The sequence below is a fragment of the Enterobacter cloacae complex sp. Mu1197 genome (assembly GCF_040059225.1).
Taxonomy (GTDB): Bacteria; Pseudomonadota; Gammaproteobacteria; order Enterobacterales; family Enterobacteriaceae; genus Enterobacter; species Enterobacter quasiroggenkampii.
This window is the reverse complement of the sequence record NZ_CP157375.1, coordinates 3,237,675-3,262,967: the sequence shown is the minus strand read 5'-3', so window position 1 is coordinate 3,262,967 and position 25,293 is coordinate 3,237,675. Positions and strand designations below refer to the sequence as shown.

Annotated in this window: 22 protein-coding genes; 13 read left to right on the top strand and 9 right to left on the bottom strand. The window is 59.2% G+C overall.

The genetic code is table 11. The annotated features are described in order from the left end of the window. Window positions 1-6 precede the first annotated feature (6 nt). A complete protein-coding gene (gene nuoN / locus ABFV38_RS15280) occupies window positions 7-1,464 on the top strand; it encodes an NADH-quinone oxidoreductase subunit NuoN (protein WP_024908971.1) in 1,458 nt (485 codons plus the stop codon). A gap of 99 nt (window positions 1,465-1,563) precedes the next feature. On the opposite strand, the gene ABFV38_RS15275 is transcribed toward nuoN, so the two are convergent. After that, the gene (locus tag ABFV38_RS15275; protein WP_032652809.1) at window positions 1,564-2,568 is read right to left on the bottom strand and encodes a chemotaxis protein; all 1,005 of its coding nucleotides are present in this window, start codon (window positions 2,566-2,568) and stop codon (window positions 1,564-1,566) included. A gap of 64 nt (window positions 2,569-2,632) precedes the next feature. After that, a complete protein-coding gene (gene rbn / locus ABFV38_RS15270; protein ID WP_235401958.1) occupies window positions 2,633-3,550 on the bottom strand; it encodes a ribonuclease BN in 918 nt (305 codons plus the stop codon). 71 nt (window positions 3,551-3,621) lie between these two features. Between rbn and ABFV38_RS15265 the strand changes: the two genes are divergently transcribed. The 10 genes from ABFV38_RS15265 to ABFV38_RS15220 all read left to right on the top strand — a co-directional run bounded on the left by ABFV38_RS15265 (window position 3,622) and on the right by ABFV38_RS15220 (window position 13,490). Beyond that, the gene (locus ABFV38_RS15265; protein ID WP_023344582.1) at window positions 3,622-4,083 is read left to right on the top strand and encodes a GNAT family N-acetyltransferase; all 462 of its coding nucleotides are present in this window, start codon (window positions 3,622-3,624) and stop codon (window positions 4,081-4,083) included. 53 nt (window positions 4,084-4,136) lie between these two features. Further along, a complete protein-coding gene (gene elaB, locus ABFV38_RS15260; RefSeq protein WP_008500219.1) occupies window positions 4,137-4,442 on the top strand; it encodes a stress response protein ElaB in 306 nt (101 codons plus the stop codon). Between the two features lie 86 nt (window positions 4,443-4,528). After that, window positions 4,529-5,824: an isochorismate synthase MenF gene (gene menF, locus ABFV38_RS15255; protein ID WP_348957520.1), complete on the top strand. Its 1,296-nt coding sequence runs from the start codon at window positions 4,529-4,531 to the stop codon at window positions 5,822-5,824. Window positions 5,825-5,912: 88 nt separating this feature from the next. Continuing rightward, a complete protein-coding gene (gene menD, locus ABFV38_RS15250) occupies window positions 5,913-7,583 on the top strand; it encodes a 2-succinyl-5-enolpyruvyl-6-hydroxy-3-cyclohexene-1-carboxylic-acid synthase (RefSeq protein WP_348957519.1) in 1,671 nt (556 codons plus the stop codon). Continuing rightward, on the top strand, window positions 7,580-8,356 hold the full coding sequence (gene menH / locus ABFV38_RS15245) for a 2-succinyl-6-hydroxy-2,4-cyclohexadiene-1-carboxylate synthase (RefSeq protein WP_348957518.1): 777 nt from the start codon (window positions 7,580-7,582) through the stop codon (window positions 8,354-8,356). Before menD ends, menH begins: the two co-directional genes overlap by 4 nt. Then, window positions 8,353-9,210, top strand: coding sequence for a 1,4-dihydroxy-2-naphthoyl-CoA synthase (gene menB, locus ABFV38_RS15240; RefSeq protein WP_008500223.1), 858 nt, complete (start codon window positions 8,353-8,355; stop codon window positions 9,208-9,210). Before menH ends, menB begins: the two co-directional genes overlap by 4 nt. Continuing rightward, on the top strand, window positions 9,210-10,175 hold the full coding sequence (gene menC, locus ABFV38_RS15235) for an o-succinylbenzoate synthase (protein ID WP_348957517.1): 966 nt from the start codon (window positions 9,210-9,212) through the stop codon (window positions 10,173-10,175). The genes menB and menC overlap by 1 nt, the downstream gene beginning before the upstream one ends. Continuing rightward, entirely contained in the window at window positions 10,172-11,533 is a 1,362-nt protein-coding gene (menE, locus tag ABFV38_RS15230) for an o-succinylbenzoate--CoA ligase (protein ID WP_348957516.1), read from the top strand. Before menC ends, menE begins: the two co-directional genes overlap by 4 nt. Window positions 11,534-11,657: 124 nt before the next feature. After that, window positions 11,658-12,197 carry a YfaZ family outer membrane protein gene (locus ABFV38_RS15225; protein WP_023616384.1) on the top strand — a complete coding sequence of 180 codons (540 nt, stop codon included), beginning with the start codon at window positions 11,658-11,660 and terminating at the stop codon, window positions 12,195-12,197. Between the two features lie 93 nt (window positions 12,198-12,290). Then, entirely contained in the window at window positions 12,291-13,490 is a 1,200-nt protein-coding gene (locus ABFV38_RS15220; protein ID WP_348957515.1) for a nicotinamide mononucleotide deamidase-related protein YfaY, read from the top strand. Between the two features lie 33 nt (window positions 13,491-13,523). On the opposite strand, the gene glpC is transcribed toward ABFV38_RS15220, so the two are convergent. The 3 genes from glpC to glpA are packed head-to-tail and all read right to left on the bottom strand — an operon-like array spanning window position 13,524 to window position 17,546. Further along, on the bottom strand, window positions 13,524-14,714 hold the full coding sequence (glpC, locus tag ABFV38_RS15215) for an anaerobic glycerol-3-phosphate dehydrogenase subunit GlpC (RefSeq protein ID WP_348957514.1): 1,191 nt from the start codon (window positions 14,712-14,714) through the stop codon (window positions 13,524-13,526). After that, window positions 14,711-15,928: a glycerol-3-phosphate dehydrogenase subunit GlpB gene (gene glpB / locus ABFV38_RS15210; RefSeq protein WP_348957513.1), complete on the bottom strand. Its 1,218-nt coding sequence runs from the start codon at window positions 15,926-15,928 to the stop codon at window positions 14,711-14,713. Before glpB ends, glpC begins: the two co-directional genes overlap by 4 nt. Then, on the bottom strand, window positions 15,918-17,546 hold the full coding sequence (glpA, locus tag ABFV38_RS15205) for an anaerobic glycerol-3-phosphate dehydrogenase subunit A (protein WP_348957512.1): 1,629 nt from the start codon (window positions 17,544-17,546) through the stop codon (window positions 15,918-15,920). The genes glpB and glpA overlap by 11 nt, the downstream gene beginning before the upstream one ends. Before the next feature lie 251 nt (window positions 17,547-17,797). On the opposite strand from glpA, the gene glpT reads away from it, so the two are divergent. Together glpT and glpQ are read left to right on the top strand one after the other, a co-directional pair. Further along, window positions 17,798-19,150 (top strand): glycerol-3-phosphate transporter, encoded by a 1,353-nt coding sequence (glpT, locus tag ABFV38_RS15200; RefSeq protein WP_045354273.1) that lies wholly within the window; start codon window positions 17,798-17,800, stop codon window positions 19,148-19,150. 11 nt (window positions 19,151-19,161) lie between these two features. Further along, window positions 19,162-20,217: a glycerophosphodiester phosphodiesterase gene (gene glpQ, locus ABFV38_RS15195; protein ID WP_348957511.1), complete on the top strand. Its 1,056-nt coding sequence runs from the start codon at window positions 19,162-19,164 to the stop codon at window positions 20,215-20,217. Window positions 20,218-20,306: 89 nt separating this feature from the next. Here the strand turns inward: glpQ and yfaE are convergent, their stop codons facing one another. From yfaE to ubiG, 4 genes are all read right to left on the bottom strand, one after another. Then, complete coding sequence (gene yfaE, locus ABFV38_RS15190; protein WP_025757202.1) at window positions 20,307-20,561, bottom strand: class I ribonucleotide reductase maintenance protein YfaE; 255 nt, start codon at window positions 20,559-20,561, stop codon at window positions 20,307-20,309. Beyond that, window positions 20,561-21,691, bottom strand: coding sequence for a class Ia ribonucleoside-diphosphate reductase subunit beta (gene nrdB / locus ABFV38_RS15185; RefSeq protein WP_045908711.1), 1,131 nt, complete (start codon window positions 21,689-21,691; stop codon window positions 20,561-20,563). Before nrdB ends, yfaE begins: the two co-directional genes overlap by 1 nt. A 100-nt stretch (window positions 21,692-21,791) precedes the next feature. Next, on the bottom strand, window positions 21,792-24,077 hold the full coding sequence (nrdA, locus tag ABFV38_RS15180; RefSeq protein WP_045908710.1) for a class 1a ribonucleoside-diphosphate reductase subunit alpha: 2,286 nt from the start codon (window positions 24,075-24,077) through the stop codon (window positions 21,792-21,794). 347 nt (window positions 24,078-24,424) lie between these two features. Beyond that, window positions 24,425-25,153: a bifunctional 2-polyprenyl-6-hydroxyphenol methylase/3-demethylubiquinol 3-O-methyltransferase UbiG gene (gene ubiG, locus ABFV38_RS15175; RefSeq protein WP_045908709.1), complete on the bottom strand. Its 729-nt coding sequence runs from the start codon at window positions 25,151-25,153 to the stop codon at window positions 24,425-24,427. Window positions 25,154-25,293: the final 140 nt, after the last annotated feature.

Genomic DNA, 25,293 nt, shown 5'->3' with positions numbered 1-25,293 from the left:
TTCGCCATGACAATAACTCCACAACAACTGATCGCGCTGCTACCGCTGCTGATCGTCGGATTGACGGTGGTGGTTGTGATGCTCTCCATTGCGTGGCGACGCAATCACTTCCTGAATGCCACGCTGTCGGTCATCGGCCTGAACGCCGCGTTAGTCTCTCTCTGGTTTGTTGGCCAGGGTGGGGCGATGGACGTCACCCCGCTGATGCGCGTTGACGGTTACGCCATGCTGTATACCGGTCTGGTGCTGCTGGCGAGCCTGGCAACCTGTACCTTTGCGTACCCATGGCTCGAAGGCTACAACGACAACAAAGAAGAGTTTTACCTGCTGGTTCTGATTGCCGCGCTGGGCGGCATTCTGCTGGCGAATGCGAACCACCTGGCCGCGCTGTTCCTCGGTATTGAGCTGATCTCTCTGCCGCTGTTCGGTCTGATTGGTTACGCCTTCCGCCAGAAGCGCTCCCTGGAAGCAAGCATCAAGTACACCATCCTGTCTGCGGCGGCGTCCTCGTTCCTGCTGTTTGGTATTGCGCTGGTGTACGCACAGTCCGGTAACCTCTCCTTTATGGCGCTCGGCAAGAGCCTCGGTGACGGCATGCTGCATGAGCCGCTGCTGCTGGCGGGTCTGGGCATGATGATTGTTGGCCTTGGCTTCAAACTCTCTCTGGTGCCGTTCCACCTGTGGACGCCAGACGTTTACCAGGGCGCGCCAGCGCCGGTGTCGACCTTCCTGGCGACGGCGAGCAAAATCGCCATCTTCGGGGTGGTTATGCGTCTGTTCCTGTACGCACCGGTGGGTGACAGCGAAGCGGTTCGCGTAGTGCTGGGCATTATTGCGTTCGTCTCCATCATCTTCGGTAACCTGATGGCGCTGAGCCAGACCAATATCAAACGTCTGCTGGGCTACTCGTCTATCTCTCATCTGGGCTACCTGATGGTGGCGCTGATTGCGCTGCAGAGCGGTGAGATGTCGATGGAAGCCGTGGGCGTCTATCTGGCCGGTTACCTGTTCAGCAGCCTCGGCGCCTTCGGCGTGGTGAGCCTGATGTCCAGCCCGTACCGTGGTCCGGATGCCGATTCACTGTTCTCCTACCGTGGTCTGTTCTGGCACCGTCCGATCCTGTCTGCGGTGATGACGGTGATGATGCTCTCTCTGGCGGGTATCCCGATGACGCTCGGCTTTATCGGTAAGTTCTACGTGCTGGCCGTCGGTGTGCAGGCGCACCTGTGGTGGCTGACTGCGGGCGTGGTGATCGGCTCCGCGATTGGTCTCTACTACTACCTGCGCGTGGCCGTGAGCCTGTACCTGAGCGCGCCTCAGCAGCTCAACCGTGATGCCCCTACCAACTGGCAGTACAGCGCCGGCGGTATTGTGGTTCTCATCTCCGCGCTGCTGGTGCTGATCTTCGGTATCTATCCGCAGCCGCTGATTGATATCGTGCAGCGAGCGATGCCATTAATGTAAAAACAAAAAACCCGCCTCGGCGGGTTTTTTATTGCCCAGCGGCGCTACGCTTGCAGGGCCTACGGGTTTTGTAGGTCGGGTAAGCGAAGCGCCACCCGACTAAGCCAGCTGTTTGCGGCTAATCAACGGCCCGTCAATCTTCTTCATCGAGCGGTCCAGCACTTCCTCAATCACTGACGACAGCTCGTTCAGCTCAAACTTCGCGACGTAGCCATCCGCTTTCACCTTACGAATATGGTCTTCGTTGGCGTTGCCGGAAAGGGAAGAGTGGATCACCACCGGAATATCTTTCAATACCGGGTCGGTTTTGATTTTGCGCGTCAGCGTAAAACCGTCCATCTCCGGCATTTCGAGGTCGGTCAGCACCAGCGCGATCTTATCGGTGATGGGAACGCCTTCAGCCTGCGCCTGCGCGGCCAGAACCCCAATTTTCTCCCACGCCTCTTTGCCGGTGATATGCAGCTGCGCCGGGATCTCCATCGCCTGCAGGCCTTTCTCCAGCATCGAGCGCGCCACTTTGGAGTCTTCAGCGACGATGGCGACCGCCCCCGGCTTGATATGGAATTTGGTGGTTTTCAGATTGGTGGCGTGCAGATCGTGGTTGGCCGGAGTGATGTCATACAGGATCTGCTCAACGTCCAGCACCATCGCCAGATCGTTGGTATCGCTCTTCTCATCAAGACACGCAATGCTGGTGATGTAGCGACCGCTGACGGCAGTTTCCGCCGCGTGCACCTGCTTCCAGTCCAGACGCATGATGTTCTCAACCGACTCCACGGCAAACGCCTGCACGCTGCGCGCGTATTCGGTGATCAGCAGGATATTCAGCCCGGTGGTGGGCTTACAGCCCGCCACGGCGGCCAGGTCGATCACCGGGATCACCTGATCGCGAATATTCACCATTCCCATCAGCGGTGATTTCATCCCGGCGGGTTTCGTGAACTCCGGCATCGGCACAATTTCACGCAGCTTAAAGACGTTAATGCCAAACAGCTCAGATTTATTTTCGTTAAGAGAGGTGCCAAGACGGAACAGCAACAGTTCAAAACGGTTCGACAGGGTCAGATTCGCCCTGTCATCAATATCTTTCTGGAAATTATCCATTCTACCCTCGAGAGAAATGCTGACCTTTTAATCGTTATCGGCATCCTGAGGGAAAAATGAAGGACTAAACGCTGACCTGAGCGAAATCTTCGGCCAGCTCACATTCCGGGAACAGCGCGCGACACTCTGCCAGCAGCTTTTCACAGCCCCGCGCGTCGTAGCGCGAGCTGACGTGGGTGACGATGAGCCTCCCGACGCCCGCGTCACGGGCAAGCTGCGCCGCCTGTCGCGTGGAGCTATGACCCCGGCCGTTGGCTTTCTCTTCCATCGCCGTTTCAAGGGTCGCTTCATGTACCATCACGTCCACGCCCTGGGCCAGCGTGAGCGCCGCCCGGCACGGGGCCGTGTCGCCAAAAATTGCCAGCTTCTTGCCGGGCTGCGGTGCGGCGAGATAATCCTGACCGTTGATGACGCGCCCGTCCTCCAGCGTGACGGTCTCACCGTGCTTCAGGCGCTGGAACAGCGGTCCGGGTTTTACGCCATCGGCCATCAGCGCGGCGGCGTCCAGCGCGCCGGGTTTGTCATGCGCGTCAATGCGATAGCCATAGCACTCGACAGGGTGACTGAGCGGCTGAGCGCTCACCTTATAATCGCCGTCATCGAAAATCAGGCCTTCGCTAATCTCAACGACCTCCAGCGGATAATCCGTCCACGACCCGCTCAGGCGCAGCGTGGTTTCAACAAATTCACGAATACCCGCAGGCCCATAAATCGTCAGCGGGTTGGCGTTACCGGCCATCGAGCGGCTGCACAGCAGGCCGGGAAGGCCAAACAGATGGTCGCCATGCAGATGGGTGATAAAAATTTTATCCAGCTTGCCGGGGTGATAAGCGGTGTGTAACAGCTGATGCTGCGTCCCTTCACCACAGTCAAACAGCCACAGCCCGCCGCGGGTGGGGTGTTTAAGATCCAGCAGTATCGCCGTCACATTTCGTGAGCGGGTTGGCACGCCCGCGGACGTACCCAGAAAAATCAGTTCCATAACGCAATCAGCCCTTTGCCGAACGGGGAGGGGTTTAGTATAACGTGATGAACCCCAGGAAGGAGACTGACATGATCCAGTGGCAAGATTTACACCATAGTGACCTCACCGTTCATTCACTTTACGCCGTGCTGAAACTGCGCTGCGAAGTGTTCGTGGTTGAACAGACCTGCCCGTATCAGGACATCGACGGCGACGATCTCGTCGGCGAGAACCGCCATATCCTCGGCTGGCGGAATAACGAGCTGGTGGCGTATGCGAGGATTCTGAAAAGCGAAGATGATTTTGAGCCTGTCGTCATTGGCCGCGTCATCATCAGCGGCAAAGCGCGCGGTGAAAAACTGGGCTATCAGCTGATGGAGAAAACGCTGGAGGCATGCCAGAAACAGTGGCCGAACAAGGCGTTATACCTGGGCGCGCAGGCGCACCTGCAGTCCTTCTACGGCCACTTTGGTTTCGTGCCGGTCACCGAGGTGTACGATGAAGACGGCATTCCTCACATCGGCATGGCGCGGGAAGCGAAGCAGGCGTAATGACGAGTCGTTGGCTATAGTTAGCGGACTGGTGTACTAACATGGAGAAAAATATGTCATTTCAATCCTGGGATACCCGTATCGACGACGACCTGGCCTTACTGAGCGAAACGCTGGAAGAGGTGTTACGTTCCTCGGGCGACCCTGCCGATCAGAAATATATTGAGCTAAAAGCCCGCGCCGAGCAGGCGCTGCATGAAGTGAAAAACCGCGTCAGCCATGCGTCTGATACCTACTACTACCGCGCCAAAAAAGCGGTGTACCGTGCCGATGATTACGTGCATGAAAAACCGTGGCAGGGTATTGGAGTCGGTGCTGCCGTTGGGCTGGTGCTGGGGCTGCTGTTGGCCCGTCGTTAGGCCGCTTAACCACTCCCTATACGTGGGTACTGCTATTTATTGCCAGTACCCCGTATAATACGAGGTTTTAACAGGGAGAGGTTCGCGTGAATTCGATTTTCCTCGCGCTGGAGCAATTGCGTACCCAGCTTTCGCAAGCGTTACCCGCAACACCCGGCATACGTCATTTCGACGTCTCTTTCCCGTTAAACGACGCTTTCGACCCTCTCGCCTGGCTTGGGGCGCAGCAGTGCTATCCGCAGTTTTACTGGCAGCAGCGTTACGGCGATGAAGAGCTGGCTGCGCTGGGGGCGGTGATCCCCTTTTCCTCTCTGGCGTTAGCCACGCAGTTTTTGCGCGAGCAAAACGCGGCAGGTGATACCCGTATCTGTGGCCTGAACGCCTTTACTCCGGAGCAGGGCAGCCTCTTTTTACCGCGACTGCTCTGGCGACGCACCGCCGGCACCGCTACGCTGCGTCTGCAGCTCTGGAGTGATTATTCACTTCAGGAAGATGCCCTCGCCGCGCGGGATTTTTTACAGCAACTCCGTCCTGCGAGATCTATCCGTCCGCTATCCGTTCAGGTTGAGCACGAAACCCATCAGCCGCAGCAGGCCGAATGGCTGACGCTTATCCGCAGAGCGACAGAGACCATCGCGCGCGGTGATTTCGAAAAGGTGGTTCTCGCCCGGGCAACCGATATCCAGTTTACACAGCGCGTTAACCCTGTCGCGCTGATGGCGGCCAGCCGCGCCCTGAATTTACATTGCTACCATTTCTGCATGATTTTCGACGCCAGCAACGCGTTTCTTGGCTCGACCCCCGAGCGTCTCTGGCGGCGGCGCGGCACGCTGCTGCGCACCGAAGCGCTGGCGGGCACCGTCGCCAGCCATGCCGATGATGGCCAGGCGCAGCGTCTCGGCGAGTGGCTGCTGAACGACGATAAAAACCAGCGAGAAAATATGCTGGTCGTGGAAGATATTTGCCAGCGTCTTCAGCACTACACGCAGACGCTTGAGGTACTGCCCCCCCAGGTGGTGCGCCTGCGTAAAGTGCAGCATTTGCGCCGCTGTATCTGGACCGAACTCAAACAGGCCGACGACGAGCAGTGCCTGCATATGCTACAGCCGACGGCGGCCGTTGCCGGTTTGCCGCGACAGCCTGCGCGCGAGTTTATTCAGAAGGTTGAGCCCTTTAACCGCGAGTGGTACGCCGGTTCTGCCGGGTATTTATCGCCTGACCAGAGTGAATTTTGCGTGGCGTTGCGCTCCGCCCGCGTCCAGGATGACTCCCTGCGGCTCTACGCCGGGGCCGGCATTGTCAGCGGGTCTGACCCGGAACAGGAGTGGCAGGAGATCGAAAACAAAGCGGCCGGATTGCGCTCTCTGCTCCTTAGGGATTAATACTGATTCGCGCAATCCCGATTCATATCAAAATTCCAATTTTTTCTATTATTTATACTGTGTCGCATTCTTGATACCGGACAATCTCATGTCAGTAAGTTCTTTTAACCGACGCTGGGCGGCGGTGATCCTTGAAGCCCTGACGCACCACGGCGTCAGGCACGTGTGTATTGCACCGGGTTCTCGCTCAACGCCGCTGACGCTGGCGGCCGCCGAAAACCGGGCGTTGATTCACCACACCCACTTTGATGAGCGTGGCCTCGGGCATCTCGCGCTGGGTCTGGCGAAGGTCAGCAAAGAACCCGTGGCGGTGATTGTCACTTCCGGTACTGCCGTGGCGAACCTCTATCCGGCTCTGATTGAAGCCGGGTTAACCGGTGAAAAGCTGATTCTGCTGACGGCCGATCGTCCCCCTGAGCTTATCGACTGCGGCGCCAATCAGGCCATCCGTCAGCCGGGACTCTTTTCTTCGCATCCTTCGCAGACGATTTCGCTGCCCCGTCCCACCCAGGATATTCCGGCAAGCTGGCTGGTCTCCACCGTCGATCATGCCATGGAGACGCTGCGCAGCGGGGCGCTGCATATTAACTGCCCGTTTGCCGAGCCGCTGTACGGCGAGCTGGACGACACGGGTCTTGACTGGCAGCAGACCCTCGGTGACTGGTGGCAGAGTGAGAAACCGTGGCTGCGCGAGCAGACGCACCTTGAGAGCGCGAAACAGCGCGACTGGTTCTTCTGGCGGCAGAAGCGCGGCGTGGTGCTCGCCGGGCGCATGAGCGCCGCCGAAGGCAAGCTGGTCGCCGAATGGGCGCAAACCCTGGGCTGGCCGCTGATAGGCGACGTGCTTTCCCAGACCGGGCAGCCGCTACCGTGTGCGGATCTCTGGCTGGGTAATGCCAGAGCGGTCACCGAGCTGTCGCAGGCGCAGATTGTGGTCCAGCTTGGATCGAGTTTAACCGGCAAACGGTTACTGCAGTGGCAGGCCACCTGCACACCGGACGAATACTGGCTGGTGGACGCGCTGGAAGGGCGTCTTGACCCGGCGCACCATCGCGGTCGTCGTCTGGTCAGCCGTATCGACGCCTGGCTGGCGCTCCATCCGGCTGAAAAACGCAAACCCTGGGCGGTTACCCTCCCGGACCTGTCGCGGCAGGCGTGGGAATTGACCCATGCGCGCTGTGAAGCGTTCAGCGAGGCCGGGCTGGCGCACCGTATTCGCCAGTACCTGCCCGAGCAGGGGCAGCTGTTTGTCGGCAACAGCCTGGTCGTGCGGCTGATAGACGCCTTTTCGCAGCTGCCAGCAGGCTACCCGGTGTACAGCAACCGTGGCGCCAGCGGCATCGACGGACTGATCTCCACGGCGGCAGGCGTGCAGCGCGCCAGCGCGAAATCGACGCTGGCCATCGTGGGGGATCTCTCCGCGCTCTACGATCTCAACGCGCTGGCGCTGCTGCGTCAGGTGTCAGCCCCGTTCGTGCTGATTGTGGTCAACAACAACGGCGGGCAGATTTTCTCCCTGCTGCCTACGCCGCAGAGCGAGCGCGAGCGCTTCTATCTGATGCCGCAGAACGTGCAGTTCGAACACGCCGCGGCGATGTTTAGCCTGAAATATCATCGCCCGGAAAGCTGGGAACAGCTGGGTGCCGCGCTCGGTACAGCCTGGAAACAGCCCGGCGCGACGCTGATTGAGCTGGTGGTGAACGAGGCTGACGGTGCGCAGACCCTGCAAAGCCTGCTGGCGCAGGTGAGCCAGCTGTGATCCTCTCGGGCGTGCAGCAGGCCGGAAAACCAGGCTATCCCTGGCTGGTCTTTTTGCACGGTTTTTCCGGCGATTGCCGCGAGTGGCAGGGTATTGGGGAGCGACTTCGTGACTATCCCCGGCTGTATCTGGATCTGCCGGGTCATGGTGGATCCCGGCACCTGGGCGTCGAGGGCTTCGACGAGATGAGCGCGTTGCTCACCCGAACTCTGATTAGTTACAACATACTGAAATTCTGGCTCGTCGGGTACTCCCTCGGCGGCCGCATTGCGATGTTCCATGCCTGCCAGCAGCCAAAGGGGCTGTTGGGCCTGACGGTAGAAGGGGGACATCCGGGCCTGCAGGATGCCGATGCGCGACAGGCGCGGCTGGCATCCGACCGCCGCTGGGCAGCACGTTTTCGCAGCGAACCGCTGGATAAGGTGTTCGCTGACTGGTACCAACAGCCCGTGTTTGCCTCCCTGACTGACGCCCAGCGCGACGCGCTGATCACCCTGCGCAGCCAGAACAGCGGCGCGGCGCTGGCGATGATGCTCGAGGCGACATCGCTGGCCGTGCAGCCCGACCTGCGTGCTGCCCTGAGCGCGCGCCATTTCTCTTTTGATTATCTCTATGGCGAACGTGATGAGAAGTTTGCGGCCCTTGCCGCGGAGCTGAACGCTGTTCGCCATGCAATTCCCAACGCCGGACACAACGCCCACCGGGAAAACCCCGATGCGGTTGCGGCAAGTCTGGCACAGATACTGCGTCTTCGAATAAAGGACACTCTATGATCTACCCTGATGAACACATGCTTTACGCCCCGGTTGAATGGCAGGACTGCTCCGAAGGCTACACCGACATTCGTTACCACAAATCCACCGACGGCATCGCCAAAATCACCATCAACCGCCCGCAGGTGCGTAACGCCTTCCGTCCGCTGACCGTGAAAGAGATGATTCAGGCCCTGGCGGATGCGCGCTACGACGACAATATCGGCGTGATTGTCCTGACCGGCGAAGGCGAGAAAGCGTTCTGCTCCGGTGGCGATCAGAAAGTGCGCGGTGACTACGGCGGATACCAGGACGACGCGGGTACGCATCACCTGAACGTCCTCGATTTCCAGCGTCAGATCCGCACCTGTCCAAAACCGGTGGTGGCGATGGTGGCGGGCTACTCTATCGGCGGTGGCCACGTGCTGCACATGATGTGCGACCTGACCATTGCCGCCGAGAACGCCATCTTCGGCCAGACGGGCCCGAAAGTGGGATCTTTCGATGGCGGCTGGGGGGCCTCCTACATGGCGCGCATCGTCGGTCAGAAAAAAGCCCGCGAAATCTGGTTCCTGTGCCGTCAGTACAACGCGCAGGAAGCGCTGGATATGGGCCTGGTGAACACGGTGGTGCCGCTCGCCGATCTTGAAAAAGAGACCGTGCGCTGGTGCCGTGAAATGCTGCAAAACAGCCCGATGGCGCTGCGCTGCCTGAAAGCGGCACTCAACGCCGACTGCGACGGTCAGGCGGGTCTGCAGGAGCTGGCGGGTAATGCCACCATGCTGTTCTACATGACCGAAGAGGGTCAGGAAGGGCGCAACGCGTTTAACGAAAAACGCCAGCCAGACTTCAGCAAATACAAACGGAATCCGTAATGCGTCGCGCGCAGGTTTACCGCTGGCAGATACCGATGGACGCGGGCGTGGTGCTGCGTGAACGGCGGTTAAAAACCCGTGACGGCTTCTTCGTGCATCTGCAGCAGGGCGAGAGGGAAGGCTGGGGCGAGATTTCGCCTCTGCCGGGCTTTAGCCTCGAGTCGCTGGATGACGCTCAGACGGCCTTGCTGGTGTGGGCGGACGCGTGGCGCGAGGGTGCAAATCCGGCGCTGCCGGAGGTGCCTTCCGCGGCCTTTGGTATCAGCTGCGCGCTGGCCGAGCTGGACGGCAGCCTGCCGGAAGCGGGGAATTACCGCGCGGCGCCGCTCTGCACGGGCGATCCGGACGAGCTGTTCGCGCTGCTCTCCGCCATGCCGGGCGAGAAGGTGGCGAAAATCAAAGTCGGGCTCTATGAAGCGGTGCGCGACGGCATGGTCGCCAACCTGCTGCTGGAGGCGATCCCCGATCTGCATCTGCGTCTGGACGCCAACCGCGCCTGGACGCCGCTTAAGGCGCAGCAGTTTGCGAAGTACGTCAATCCGGCGTACCGCAGCCGCATTGCCTTCCTGGAAGAGCCGTGCAAAACCCGCGATGATTCGCGCGCGTTCGCCCGCGAAACGGGGATTGCCATCGCCTGGGATGAAAGCCTGCGCGAGGCCGATTTTGAATTTGCCGCAGAGCCCGGCGTCAGCGCGGTGGTGATTAAACCGACGCTGACCGGCAGCCTGGCGAAAGTGCGCGAGCAGGTCGCGGCGGCGCATGCCCTAGGGCTGACGGCGGTGATCAGCTCGTCGATTGAGTCCAGCCTTGGGCTAACCCAGCTGGCGCGCGTGGCCGCCTGGCTAACGCCGGATACGGTTCCTGGCCTCGACACGCTGAACCTGATGCAGGCTCAGCTTCTCCGCCCGTGGCCGGACAGCGTGCTGCCGTGCCTGGGCTCCGAGGCGCTGGAGCCGTTGCGATGAGTTTTACCGACTGGCCGTGGCGACACTGGTACGCGCTGTTTGCCGATAAACCGGCCCTGAGGCTGAACGACGAGGTGCTCAGCTGGCAACAGCTGTGCGCGCGCATCGACAGCCTTGCGGCAGGCTTTCACCAGCAGGGCGTGGAGGAGGGCTGCGGCGTGCTGCTGCAGGCCCATAATCATCCGCAAACCCTGCTGGCGTGGCTGGCGCTGCTCCAGTGCGGGGCGCGTATTCTTCCTGCTAATCCGCAGCTACCGCGCCCGCTGCTGGACGTGCTGCTCCCGCAGATGACGCTGCGCTTTGCGCTGGTGCTGGACGGCAGCTACGACGGCCTTCCTGCCCTGAGCATGTGCGAGACCGCCGATGCGTATTGCGCTGCGTGGCAGCCGGCGCGGCTGGCCTCCATGACGCTGACCTCCGGCTCCACCGGGCTGCCGAAAGCGGCGGTCCATACCTGCGAGGCCCATCTTGCCAGCGCGCGCGGCGTTTTGTCGCTGATGCCCTACGGTGAAGACGACGACTGGCTGCTTTCGCTGCCGCTGTTTCACGTTTCCGGCCAGGGGATCTTATGGCGCTGGCTGCAGGCCGGCGCGCGGTTAACCGTACGCGAGAAACAGCCTCTGGAGCAGGCGCTGTGCGGCTGCTCCCACGCCTCGCTGGTGCCAACCCAGCTCTGGCGTCTGCTGAATGCCCACCAGCCTGTCGCACTGAAAGCGGTGCTGCTGGGTGGGGCGGCCATCCCTGTTGAATTGACCGAACAGGCGCGAGAGCAGCATATACGCACCTTCTGCGGCTACGGTCTGACCGAGTTTGCCTCTACCGTCTGTGCGAAAGAGGCGGACGGCGAGCCGGACGTGGGCTGTGCGCTGCCGGGCAGAGAGGTGCAGGTCGTTAACGGTGAAGTCTGGATCAGGGCGCAAAGCATGGCCTCAGGCTACTGGCGGGATGGCGAACTGATTCCGCTGACCAACGCGCAGGGATGGTTCGCCACACGCGATCGCGGCGAATGGCATGACGGCCGTCTGACGATCCTTGGCCGCATGGACAACCTCTTTTTTAGCGGCGGAGAAGGGATCCAGCCGGAATCGCTGGAGCGCGTTATCGCCACGCACCCGCAGGTTAACCAGGTGTTTGTCGTTCCGCTGGACGACGCTGAATTCGGGCAACGCCCGGTGGCGGTCGTGGAGTGCGAGCCGGGAACGGATATCACCTGCTTACCCGACTGGGTGAGGGACAAGGTGGCGCGTTTTGAGCAACCCGTCCGCTGGCTGCTGCTGCCGACCGAACTCAAAAATGGCGGCATTAAAGTTTCGCGCCGCGCGCTGCAGGAGTGGGTTAACGCAACGCTGAAGGGATAATAGCCGTTTCAAATAGTTACAATCTACTGACCTGCCGCACGCAGAGTGCTTGATCCCCGGAAGACCCAGGTTAAAATCTCGCGGTTTTGGGACTTCTCTATAAAAATTGTGCGGGATCACGACAATGAAAAAAGTGGCATTACTGGGCTTCGGCCTGATGGTTGTATCTGCGGCGGCGAACGCCATTAGCATTAACGGCTCGGCGGGTCAGGATTATACCCACCTGGGCTTTGGCATGGGTACCGAGACATCCGGTCTGGCGATGACCGGCGGCTGGACGCATAACGATGACGACGGCGATGCGGCCAGCCTCGGCCTGGGTCTCAACGTTCCTCTTGGCCCGTTCCTGGCGACCGTCGGCGGTAAAGGTATCTATACCAACCCAAATGACGGTGACGAAGGGTATGCGGCGGCAGTGGGCGGCGGTCTGCAGTGGAAAATTGGCGACAGCTTTGGCCTGTTTGGTGAGTACTACTACTCTCCAGATTCCCTCTCAAGCGGTATCGACAGCTATGAAGAGGCCAACGCTGGCGCACGCTGGACCATCATGCGTCCAATCACCATCGAAGCAGGCTATCGCTATCTGAACCTGGCCGGCAAAGACGGTAACCGCGATAACGCGCTGGCCGACGGCCCGTACGTGGGCGTCAGCGCAGGCTTCTAATCTCTCCGGCGCGGCATGCTGTCGCGCCAGTTTCTCTCTGCTCCACCCCGCGTTTGCGCTATAGTGTTTTGACCAAATAAGCGGGAGAACACAATGATTAACGTGGAGATGTTATCCACCGGCGACGAAGTGCTGCATGGACAAATTATTGATACCAATGCTGCCTGGCTGGCCGATCTTTTCTTTGAGCAAGGATTACCGTTAACGCGCCGCAATACGGTGGGCGACAATCTTGAGTCACTGGTCGCTGTTCTGCGCGAGCGCAGTGAACAGTGCGACGTGCTGATTGTGAACGGCGGGCTCGGCCCCACCAGTGACGATCTCAGCGCCCTGGCCGCCGCGACCGCAAAAGGCGAAGGGCTGGTGCTGCATGAGGCGTGGCTCTCGCAGATGGCGCGTTTTTTCTCTGAACGTGGCCGCGTCATGGCCCCCAGCAACCGCAAACAGGCTGAAATTCCCGCCAGTGCTGAACTGGTCGATAACCCGGTCGGTACCGCGTGTGGGTTTGCCATGCAGCTGAACCGCTGCCTGATGTTCTTCACGCCGGGCGTGCCCTCAGAATTTAAAGTGATGGTCGAGCAGCAGATCCTGCCGCGCCTTCGCGATCGTTTTACCCTGCCGGAACCGCCGCTGTGCCTGCGTCTGACCACCTTTGGCCGCTCGGAAAGCGATCTGGCCCAGAGCCTTGATCACCTTCCGCTGCCGCCGGGCGTGTCCATGGGCTATCGCTCCTCCATGCCGATCATTGAACTTAAGCTGACAGGCCCGGCCGAACAGAAAGAGGCGATGCTGGCGTTGTGGCCCGAGGTGCAGCGCGTGGCGGGCGAAAGCCTGATCTTTGAAGGTACGGAAGGGTTGCCCGCGCAGATTGCGAAGCAGCTGCAGGCGCGTCAACTGAGCGTGACCTTAAGCGAGCAGTTCACCGGTGGCCTGCTGGCACTTCAGCTGTCGCGCGTCAACGCGCCGCTGCTGGCGAGCGAAGTGGTGCCGTTCCAGCAGGAGACCCTGGCGCAGACCGCCCGCTGGGCGTCCGAGAGAAGGGTGAAGCATTTTGCCGGTCTGGCGCTGTTTGTCGGCGGGCTGGATGAAGAACATCTCAACTTCGCGCTGGCGACGCCCGAGGGCACCCACGCCCTGCGGGTAAAAATGAGCATTACCCGCCACAGCCTGGCGGTGCGTCAGGAGGTGTGCGCTATGATGGCGCTGAACATGCTGCGCCGCTGGCTGAATAGCAAAGAGGTGGCCAGCGAGCACGGCTGGATTAACGTGGTTGAGTCGCTGTTCGTGGAGTAACGCCTGTGCCGGGGCCTTTCGCCCCGGCCATGTTTAGCCGAGCGCCTTTGCCAGCAGCGTAATCGGGTGCTCGCAGCGCTTGCTGGTGGACATCTCAATCTGCCACTTGCAGGTTTCGCAGTCCGTTACCACGATATCCGCGCCGCTCTCCTCAATCTGACGGAACAGCGGAGCGCCGATCGCCTGCGACGTTTCGTAGTTTTCACGCTTAAAGCCGTAGGTTCCCGCAATCCCGCAGCAGCGCGAGTCCAACACCGTCAGCTCCAGCCCCGGGATTAACCGCAGCAGCTCCAGCGTATAGAGCGACCAGCCCATCTTCTCCATATGACACGGGGTGTGATACACCACTTTCAGCGGCAATTTCCCCAGCGGCAACGTCTGCCCGCTGTCCAGCTTGCGCCACAGGAAGCGTGTTGCCAGTTCGATGTGCTCTCGCAGGCCGGTGTTGTCCACGTCCAGCAGATGCGGATACTCATCGCGCAGGGTGAAGGTACAGGTGGACGAGGTCGCCAGCACCGGTATGCCTTTGTCGACGATGGCTTCACGCAGGGAGGTGACATTGCTTCGAGCCTGACTGCGCGCTTTATCGGTAAACCCGTTAGCAATCAGCGGCACGCCGCAGCACTTCTCCTTGCTAAGCAGCTGTACGCCGGTTCCCATGGCGTTCAGCACCTTCAGCAGATCTTTACCCAACTGCGGATGGTTGTAATTCACATAGCAGCCGTGGAAAAAGGCCACCTGCTCGGCGTACTGCGCCTGCTCCGCCGCCACGGATTTATACCAGCGGCGGAAGGTGCCGTGGGAATATTTCGGCAGGCTGCGGTGATGGTCTATCTTCAGCGTGGCATCCAGCAGTTGGCGCACCGGTTTGAGAGCGGTCGCGGCATTCACGATGGGGGCAAAGGGCGTAGAGACGCTGCCCATCAGATCGGTGTGGCTCAGAATCGCGTCCCGCAGCGACGGCTTTTGCGTACTGTAGCGCGCCCTAGCGCGCTGGATGATATCGCCGATTTTCACATCCGACGGGCAGGCGACTTCGCAGCGTTTGCAGTTGATGCAGTATTTCAGCGCCTCATCGTACAATTTGCCGTCCTTCAGGCGCAGACGCTCGCCGTCCGGGCCGGCCTGTTTAGGCCCGGGATAGCGTGGGTTCACGCCGCTGACCGGGCAGACGGTGGTACACACCGTGCATTTGATGCAGCTTTCAAAACGGGTGTCGTTCATTGTTCAGCCTCCGTGCGCTGGCTAATCTGCTCTGCCACATACAGCGCTGTGACGGCGCAGACTCCGCCACCGCATCCCTGGGCGATGGGATCGTATCCGCCCAGCAGCGAACCGATGGCAAAAAGAGTACTGACGGGCTTACCGGAAAGCTGAGGATGCAGGTGGTTATCGACAATCACGCCGAACTGCTGCCAGGGCTGCGGCGAGAAGAAATCACTCTGATACCAGTCCGCGCGGGAGGCTCGCTGGCGAACATCCAGCCCCATAATGGCTTCCCGAATGCCTTCCCGGCTGCTCAGCAGCCCGTTGCTGAAGAAACTGCCGCTTGCCAGCACCGTATAGCGGGCGCGAAGCGGAATATCTTCGTGGTTTCGCGTCCAGATTTCGCTTACCGCGCCGTCCACCAGGGTAATTTTCTTCACCTCATCCCCCGCCATCCACACGCCGCCCTGGGCAACAAACTGGCGCTGGAGCTGGGTGTGCAGGCGGATGCCGGGCACGGACGGGGGCAGCGTTGGCAGCAGGCCGAGCGAGCAGGGCAGACGATCCGAGAGCCAGCGCCAGAGCCGGTTGTCGCGTAAACCGAAGCAGGCGGGCATCAGCAGGGCGTCACAGTTGTTGCTAAGCGGCCTGAGGGCGTCATACAGCAACGGCCATTTCTCTTCATTATCCAGAAAACGGGCGATATTCACCGCGCGAAACTCGCTCGGGTTATCGCGCAGGACATCAAGCTCAGGCAGTTCTATCTCTGCCGTTTCGGCGTTAACGCCCTGGCGACAGAGCGACGCCGCCGCGAGATGGGGCTGGAAATCCAGAAAGCCGCTAATCCCTACCACCCGCACGCGTTCCGCGCGAATGGGGGCAACGGGCACCTCCTCCGGGCTGAGCCACGCGGAACGCAGGGTGCCGAGCGGCGTGACGCGCTGATGATTGAGCCGGGCGCTGCCCTGCAGACGTGTGCCGCAGTCTGCCAGCAGCGCTTCGGTCTCCAGCGCAAAGCGGTCAATATGCTGCGCGCCAATCAGGTGATACGGGTGCTCGGGTGGCAGCTTATCGCGGTACGCTTCGTCCACCAGATCCAGCGAGCCCGACGAGAAGTGCAGGGCGCTCTGCCCCCGGGTGATAATCGCGCAGCGCAGCCCCTGCTTCGTGAGCTTAATGCCGCAGAGCAGGCCCGCCAGCCCGCCGCCGACAATCACGGTATCAAATTTCATCGTGTTGCTCCTTCTCAAGACCGCAAAGCCCCTGGTAGACCCAGCGGGTAAATTCACTTTCACGCAGGGCATCGCCCCAGGCGACAGGCTGAATACCTTTCCAGCGCTCGTTCAAAAACGCGCTGAGCTGATCGAGCGATTGGGTAGCGGTGGTGGTGTGGAAACGCTGCAACAGCCCGGCGGCGCGACAGGCGCACAGTTCGCCCTGGCAGGTGCCCATTCCGACGCGGGTGCGGCGGCGAAGATCGAGCAGGCTGGTGACCGTCAGGTTCTCCACCGCGTACTGCACCTCACCGGCGGTGACGGCTTCGCACTCGCACACAAGGCTTCTACTCAGTCGCCCTTCACCGAGCCACGGTGGCGTTCTGTCGCCGTGGCGGTACACCGCGGACCCGCGCAGCGGCGCGGGCAGAGAGATGATTTTTTGCAGCGTTTTTTCGGTGGACTGCCGCGATCCTGGCAGTGGCTGTTCTGCCGTCACGCACGGCCTGGTATTCCCCAGCTTGCGGCAGACGGCATCGGTTGCCCACTCGGCCATCAGGCGATAGGTCATCAGCTTGCCGCCGGTGATGGTGATAAACCCGTCCATGCCGTCGCGCGCGGCGTGATCGAGCAGCACGATGCCCCGGCTGACGTTACGTCCGCTCGGATCGTTGTCGCTGGCGACCAGCGGACGCACGCCCGCGTAGGCGCGCAGAATGCGCGTCTGCGCCATCACCGGCGCCAGTTTTTCCCCTTCGCGCAGCAGGATATCCACCTCTTCAGCGGTGACGCGGTTGTAGTCAATTTCGCTGTAGTCCACGTGGGTTGAGGTCGTCCCGATTAACGAAATGGTATCTCCCGGCACGAGGATATCGGCGTCAGACGGTTTGCGGCAGCGGTTGATCACGTGGTTATTGATGCGGTGGTCGAGGATCAGCAGCGAGCCTTTCGCCGGGAACATGCGCACCGACAGGTCAGCGTATTCTGCAATCCGCTGCCCCCAGATCCCCGCCGCGTTGACCACCACGGTGGCATACAGCTCGCTGTGCTCATTGTATTGCGCATTAAAAAGCCGCACGCCGCAGATGCGATGGCCTTCGCGGATAAGGCCGGTCACTTCGTGCCCGGTGAGGATATGTGCGCCATGCTCCCGGGCGTCCAGCATGTTAGCGGCAGTCAGGCGGAACGGATCGACGGTGCCGTCAGGGACTTTCACCGCGCCGATAAGCGCCGGGTTAACTGACGGTTCCAGCCGACGCGCCAGCGCCGGATCCATGGCTTCAGCCTGAATGCCCGCGGCGCCGCAGGCGGTAATAAAGGTGTCCTGAAAGGCGAGGTCATCTTCAGGAAGGGTAATAAAGAGGCCGTCGGTCGGCTCGATGCAGTGTCGGGCGATACGCTTGAGGATCTGGTTTTCAGCAATACATTCGCGTGCGGATTCCGCGTCGGTGACCGCATACCGGGCGCCGCTGTGCAGCAGGCCGTGGTTACGCCCGGTTGCGCCCGTGGCGATATCATGGCGTTCCAGAAGCGTGACGCTTAAGCCGCGAAGGGCGCAATCGCGCGCGATCCCGGCGCCAGTTGCGCCCCCACCAATGATTATCACATCACTATAACGAGGATCGTGACTGGTCATTGTTTACCCTCTATGTTCGTTTTTTATCATTTAGCCATATTAATTTTGTGGTTTGTTTGATTTCGAACATAAACGCGCGGGATTCGAAAGTGAAACGTGATTTCATGCGCTTTTTTGCGCATTCTGTCATATTTCTGTAACAATCTGTGCGTTGATTCACAGTAACAATCACCGTGATTTCTTAACATCCCCGCCTCTGGAATTCAGGTGCGAGCCACCTGCTCATTCATTTCAAGGCCACGGAGGCTGTTATGCTCAGTATCTTCAAACCTGCGCCCCACAGGGCGCGTCTGCCAGAGGCAGAAATAGATCCGCTCTATCGCCGTCTGCGTTGGCAAATCTTCCTGGGGATCTTCTTCGGGTACGCGGCGTACTACCTTGTACGTAAAAACTTCGCGCTCGCCATGCCGTATCTGGTGGAGCAGGGCTTTTCCCGCGGCGATCTGGGGTTCGCGCTGTCGGGGATCTCTATCGCCTACGGTTTTTCCAAATTCATCATGGGCTCCGTATCGGATCGCTCGAATCCGCGCGTGTTCCTGCCCGCCGGTCTGATCCTGGCGGCCGCGGTCATGCTGTTCATGGGCTTTGTGCCGTGGGCAACCTCCAGCATTGCCATCATGTTCGTGCTGCTGTTCCTCTGCGGCTGGTTCCAGGGGATGGGGTGGCCACCGTGCGGGCGTACCATGGTGCACTGGTGGTCGCAGAAAGAGCGCGGTGGCATCGTGTCGGTGTGGAACTGCGCCCATAACGTGGGCGGCGGTATTCCGCCTCTGCTGTTCCTGCTGGGGATGGCCTGGTTCAACGACTGGCACGCGGCGCTCTACATGCCTGCCTTTGGCGCCATTCTGGTGGCGATTATTGCCTTCGCCCTGATGCGCGATACGCCGCAGTCCTGCGGTCTGCCGCCGATTGAAGAGTACAAAAACGACTATCCGGATGATTACAGCAAGGAACATGAAGAAGAGCTGACCGCAAAACAGATCTTCATGAAGTACGTGCTGCCGAACAAGCTGCTGTGGTACATCGCGGTCGCGAACGTGTTCGTTTACCTGCTGCGCTACGGCATCCTCGACTGGTCGCCAACCTATCTGAAAGAGGTGAAGCACTTCGCGCTGGATAAATCCTCCTGGGCGTACTTCCTGTATGAATACGCCGGGATCCCAGGCACGCTGCTTTGCGGCTGGATGTCGGACAAAGTGTTTAAAGGTAACCGCGGTGCGACGGGCGTGTTCTTTATGACGCTGGTGACCATCGCGACGGTCGTTTACTGGCTCAACCCGCCGGGCAACCCATCAGTAGATATGGCCTGCATGATCGTCATCGGCTTCCTGATTTACGGTCCGGTGATGCTGATCGGTCTGCATGCCCTGGAGCTGGCGCCGAAAAAAGCAGCGGGCACGGCGGCGGGCTTTACCGGCCTGTTCGGCTACCTCGGCGGTTCGGTCGCGGCGAGCGCCATTGTGGGCTACACCGTTGACTTCTTCGGCTGGGACGGCGGCTTTATGGTGATGATCGGCGGTAGCGTGCTGGCGGTACTGCTGCTGATTGTTGTGATGATCGGGGAAAAACGTCACCACGCTGAAGTGCTGGCACGTCGTCAATAAGGAGCTTTGCGATGAAATTAACTCAGTTAGCGACAGGCCTGCTGCTGGCGGGCCTGATGACCGGGTCCGCGCTGGCGGCGGATAAAATCGTTATTGCCCACCGCGGCGCGAGCGGCTATCTGCCGGAACATACGCTGCCGGCGAAAGCGATGGCCTATGCGCAGGGCGCGGATTACCTGGAGCAGGATCTGGTGATGACGAAGGACGACCAGCTGGTCGTCCTGCACGATCACTATCTTGACCGCGTGACGGACGTGGCGGAGCGCTTCCCGGACCGCGCCCGCAAAGATGGCCGCTTCTACGCCATTGACTTCACGCTGGCGGAGATCCGCTCTCTGAAGTTTACCGAAGGCTTCGAGATTGAAAACGGCAAGAAGGTACAGGTCTATCCGGGACGTTTCCCGATGGGCAAATCTGACTTCCGGATCCATACCTTCCAGGAAGAGATTGAGTTTGTTCAGGGGCTGAACCACTCAACCGGTAAATACATCGGCATCTATCCGGAAATCAAAGCGCCGTGGTTCCACCATCAGGAAGGGAAGGACATTGCCGCGAAGACGCTGGAGGTGCTGAAACAGTACGGCTACACCAGCAAGAAGGACAAGGTCTACCTGCAGTGTTTTGATGCCGCCGAGCTGAAGCGCATCAAAACCGAGCTGGAGCCGAAGATGGGCATGAACCTTAACCTGGTGCAGCTGATTGCCTACACTGACTGGAATGAAACCCAGGAGAAGCAGCCGGACGGAACGTGGGTGAACTACAACTACGACTGGATGTTTAAGCCGGGCGCGATGAAGCAGATTGCGCAGTACGCCGACGGCATTGGGCCGGATTACCATATGCTGGTGGCGGAAGGCTCAACGCCGGGCCACCTGAAGCTGACGGCGATGGTGAAAGAGGCGCATGTCAGCAAGATGCAGGTGCATCCGTACACCGTGCGTGCAGACCAGCTGCCGCCGTATGCCACGGATGTGAATCAGCTTTATGAGGTGTTGTATAAGCAGGCGGGCGTGGACGGACTGTTTACGGATTTCCCGGATAAAGCGGTGAGCTTTTTGAAGGATTAACGCTGAAATTGCCGGGTGGCGGCTGCGCCTTACCCGGCCTACGAACTGCGGTTTTGTAGGTCGGGTAAGCAAAGCGCCACCCGACACATTCACATCTCGATCTCGATATCGCCTTTTGCCCGGCAGCAGCAGGGCAAAATTTCCCCTTCGTTGATAAAGGCCAGCGGTTCGGTCAGCCAGTCCACCTGGCCGGCGACCAGACGGCAGCGGCACGAGCCGCAATAGCCTTCACGACACTGATACTCGACCTCCACCTGATGCGCTTCAAGCGCCACCAGCAGGGAAGGGTGCTCTTCCTGGCACAGCACTTCTGTACCCGAAAGGCTCAGCGTGACGCGCGTCATCAGAGCTGGAAATCGCTCAGGTCGTCGGTGTTGACTTCAGAATCAATCTGACCGACCAGATAAGAACTCACTTCCACTTCCTGCGGCGCGACCTGCACGTTATCGGACACCAGCCAGGTGTTGATCCACGGGATAGGGTTAGAGCGCGTCTGGAACGGCAGGTCGAGACCGACCGCCTGCATGCGGATGTTGGTGATGTACTCCACGTACTGGCACAGGATGTCTTTGTTCAGGCCAATCATGGAGCCGTCGCGGAACAGATAGTCTGCCCACTCTTTCTCCTGCTGGGCCGCCAGCACGAACAGGTCGTAGCACTCCTGCTTGCACTCTTCGGCGATTGCCGCCATCTCAGGATCGTCCGTGCCGCTGCGCAGCAGGTTCAGCATGTGCTGGGTACCGGTCAGGTGCAGGGCTTCATCACGGGCAATCAGACGGATGATCTTGGCGTTGCCTTCCATCAGCTTGCGCTCGGCAAAGGCGAAGGAGCAGGCGAAGCTCACGTAGAAGCGGATCGCTTCCAGAGCGTTGACGCTCATCAGGCACAGGTACAGCTGCTTTTTCAGCGCACGCAGGTTCACGGTGATGGTTTTCCCATCCACGTGGTGGGTGCCTTCGCCCAGCAGATGCCAGTAGCTGGTCATCTCGATCAGCTCGTCGTAGTAATGGGCAATGCCTTCCGCGCGCTTCTGGATCTGCTCGTTGGTGACGATATCGTCAAACACCACCGCCGGATCGTTCACGATGTTGCGGATGATGTGCGTATAAGAGCGAGAGTGGATCGTCTCGGAGAACGCCCAGGTTTCTACCCAGGTTTCCAGCTCTGGAATCGAGATCAGCGGCAGCAGCGCCACGTTCGGGCTACGGCCCTGGATGGAGTCCAGCAGCGTCTGGTACTTCAGGTTGCTGATGAAGATATGTTTTTCGTGATCCGGCAGCGACTGGTAATCAATACGGTCGCGGGAGACGTCCACTTCTTCCGGACGCCAGAAGAAGGAGAGTTGCTTTTCAATCAGCTTTTCGAAGATGTCATATTTTTGCTGATCGTAGCGTGCCACGTTGACCGGCTGGCCGAAGAACATCGGCTCTTTGAGCTGGTCGTTTTTCGTCTGTGAAAAGGTGGTATATGCCATTGCGGTGAGTCCTGTTGAGATTTTATTGCCCGGCGGCACTGCGTTTGCCGGGCCTACAAAACCGTAGGCCGGGTAAGCGTAGCGCCACCCGGCGAAGTGCTTAGATCTTACATGCGCCGCTTTCGCAGCCATCGTCCTGAATTGACGGAACCAGGTCGTCCTGCGCGTCTTCCGCACCATCACGGGTGTTGTGATAGTACAGCGTTTTCACGCCAAATTTGTAGGCGGTGAGCAGGTCTTTCAGCAGTTGCTGCATCGGAACCTTGCCGGACGGGAAGCGCGTCGGGTCATAGTTGGTATTGGCAGAGATCGACTGGTCGATAAACTTCTGCATGATACCCACCAGCTGCAGGTAACCGTCGTTGTTTGGCATTTCCCACAGCAGCTCGTAGTTGTCACCCAGCGTCTCGTAATCCGGCACCACCTGACGCAGCACGCCGTCTTTCGAGGCTTTGATGCTGACGTGGCCGCGCGGTGGCTCAATGCCGTTGGTGGCGTTAGAGATCTGCGAAGAGGTCTCAGACGGCATCAGGGCAGAGAGCGTGGAGTTACGCAGGCCGTGCGTTTTGATGGACTCGCGCAGGCCTTCCCAGTCGAGATGCAGCGGCTCGCTGACGATCGCATCCAGGTCTTTCTTGTAGGTGTCGATCGGCAGAATGCCTTTCGCGTAGGTGGTTTCGTTGAACCACGGGCACGCGCCTTGCTCTTTCGCCAGCTCGTTGGACGCTTTCATCAGGTAGTACTGAATCGCTTCGAACGTCTGGTGCGTCAGGTTGTTAGCGCTGCCGTCGGAGTAACGCTTGCCGTTTTTCGCCAGCCAGTAGGCGAAGTTGATCACGCCGATACCCAGGGTACGGCGGCCCATCGCACCGCGTTTCGCGGCCGGGATTGGGTAATCCTGGTAGTCCAGCAGAGCGTCGAGGGCACGAACTGCCAGCACGGCCAGCTCTTCCAGCTCGTCCAGGCTCTTAATTGCGCCCAGGTTAAATGCGGACAGCGTACACAGCGCAATTTCACCGTTTTCGTCGTTCACGTCTTCCAGCGGTTTGGTCGGCAGGGCGATCTCCAGGCACAGGTTAGACTGGCGCACTGGCGCAACGACCGGATCAAACGGGCTGTGGGTGTTGCAGTGGTCAACGTTCTGGATGTAGATACGGCCGGTAGAGGCACGTTCCTGCATCATCAGGGAGAACAGATCGACCGCCTTCACGCGCTGCTTGCGGATGCTGTCGTCTTTTTCGTATTTGGTGTACAGACGCTCGAACTCGTCCTGATCGGCGAAGAACGCGTCATACAGGCCCGGGACGTCGGACGGGCTGAACAGGGTAATGTCTTCGCCCTTCAGCAGACGGGTGTACATCAGCTTGTTGATCTGCACGCCGTAGTCCATGTGACGCACGCGGTTGCCTTCGACACCACGGTTGTTTTTCAGAACCAGCAGGCTTTCCACTTCCAGGTGCCACATTGGGTAGAACAGGGTCGCAGCACCGCCGCGTACGCCGCCCTGAGAGCAGGATTTTACTGCCGTCTGGAAGTGCTTATAGAACGGGATACAGCCGGTGTGGAACGCTTCACCGCCGCGAATCGGGCTGCCCAGCGCACGGATGCGGCCGGCGTTGATGCCGATACCGGCGCGCTGGGAAACGTATTTCACAATGGCGCTGGAGGTGGCGTTGATGGAATCCAGGCTGTCACCACACTCGATCAGCACGCAGGAGCTGAACTGACGGGTAGGGGTGCGCACGCCAGACATGATTGGCGTAGGCAGAGAAATTTTGAACGTCGATACCGCATCGTAGAAACGCTTCACGTAATCCAGACGGGTATCACGCGGGTAGTTTGAGAACAGGCAGGCGGCCACCAGAATGTAGAGGAACTGGGCGCTTTCGTAGATCTCACCGGTTACACGGTTCTGAACCAGGTATTTGCCTTCGAGCTGCTTCACCGCCGCGTAGGAGAAGTTCATGTCGCGCCAGTGATCGATAAACCCGTTCATCTGCTCGAACTCTTCTTCCGTATAGTCTTCCAGCAGATGCGTGTCGTATTTGCCCAGCTCAACCATTTTCACCACGTGATCGTAAAGCTTCGGCGGCTCAAACTGGCCGTAGGCTTTTTTACGCAGGTGGAAAATCGCCAGACGTGCAGCCAGGTACTGATAATCCGGTGCTTCGCGGGAGATCAGGTCCGCCGCCGCTTTGATGATGGTTTCGTGGATATCAGACGTTTTGATGCCGTCGTAGAACTGAATATGAGAACGCAGTTCAACCTGGGAGATAGATACGTTGTTCAGTCCTTCTGCTGCCCAGTCGAGAACTCGATGGATTTTGTCCAGATTGATACGCTCGGTAGTACCGTCGCGCTTTGTCACCAGCAGACTCTGATTCATGTGGGTTTTACCTGTCCGTGAAATAAAAAATATCCCCCGCTTATCCACAGAACCGTCTTGTGACTAACTCTGTGGATAAATACTACATATAGGGGGTTTGCGATAAGAAAAACGCTATATGGTGAGTATTCTAGTATCGAATCTTTTCAGCACAAGGGTTGATTTTGACGTTAAATTGAGGTTGTGAAAGGGTAAAAAAGGCTAAGTCCTCGTACCGTAAGGCCTGGAAGACATGTCAATAATTAAGAAAAAAAATTCAAAATTTGATCGAGTGCTGATTTCTTCAACGGGAGGTCAGAATTGCGCAACATGATGTCGCGCAATCTTTATAAGAATAACGAATGACGTTAGTCGTTTTTGGCGGTTGTGTGCAACATATAGTTAACATCAACGCCCGGTGCGAGTTTGAATTTATTGGTCAGCGGATTGTAGTGCAGGCCGGTGATGTGCTGCTCCTTGAGCCACGTCTGGTCAACCCAGCTTAACAGCTCCGCCGGCTTGATGAATTTCTTCACGTCGTGCGTGCCTTTCGGCACCATGCGCAGCACATACTCCGCGCCGACGACGGCCATCAGCCAGGCTTTAGCGTTGCGGTTGAGGGTTGAGAAGAAGACCTGGCCGCCCGGTTTCACCAGTTTTGCACAGGCGTGCACCACGGACTGCGGATCGGGAACGTGCTCCAGCATCTCCATGCAGGTCACCACATCGTACTGATGGGCATGTTTTGCCGCATGTTCTTCCACGGTTTCCTGCACGTAGTCTACCTGTATGCCAGACTCCAGCGCGTGAAGACGGGCAACCTGCAGCGGTTCAAAACCCATATCCAGGCCCGTGACGTTCGCCCCTTCGCGCGCCATGCTTTCCGCCAGGATACCGCCGCCGCAGCCGACATCGAGTACTTTTTTACCGAACAGACCGCCGGAACGCTCCGCAATATAGCCCAGACGCAGCGGGTTAATACGGTGCAGCGGTTTGAACTCACCTTCGAGATCCCACCAGCGGGACGCCACCGCTTCAAATTTGGCGATCTCTTCGTGGTCAACGTTGTGAGCCACCGGGGATTTTTCGGCATTCATGGGCGCTTTTACTCCTTATTTAGCAAGACGAATGAGTATATCAGGCAATCCCTGTGAATAAAGCGTATAGGTTTACCTCAATCACCTCGGCTGTGTTATAATTTGCGACCTTTGAATCCGGGATACAGTAGAGGGATAGC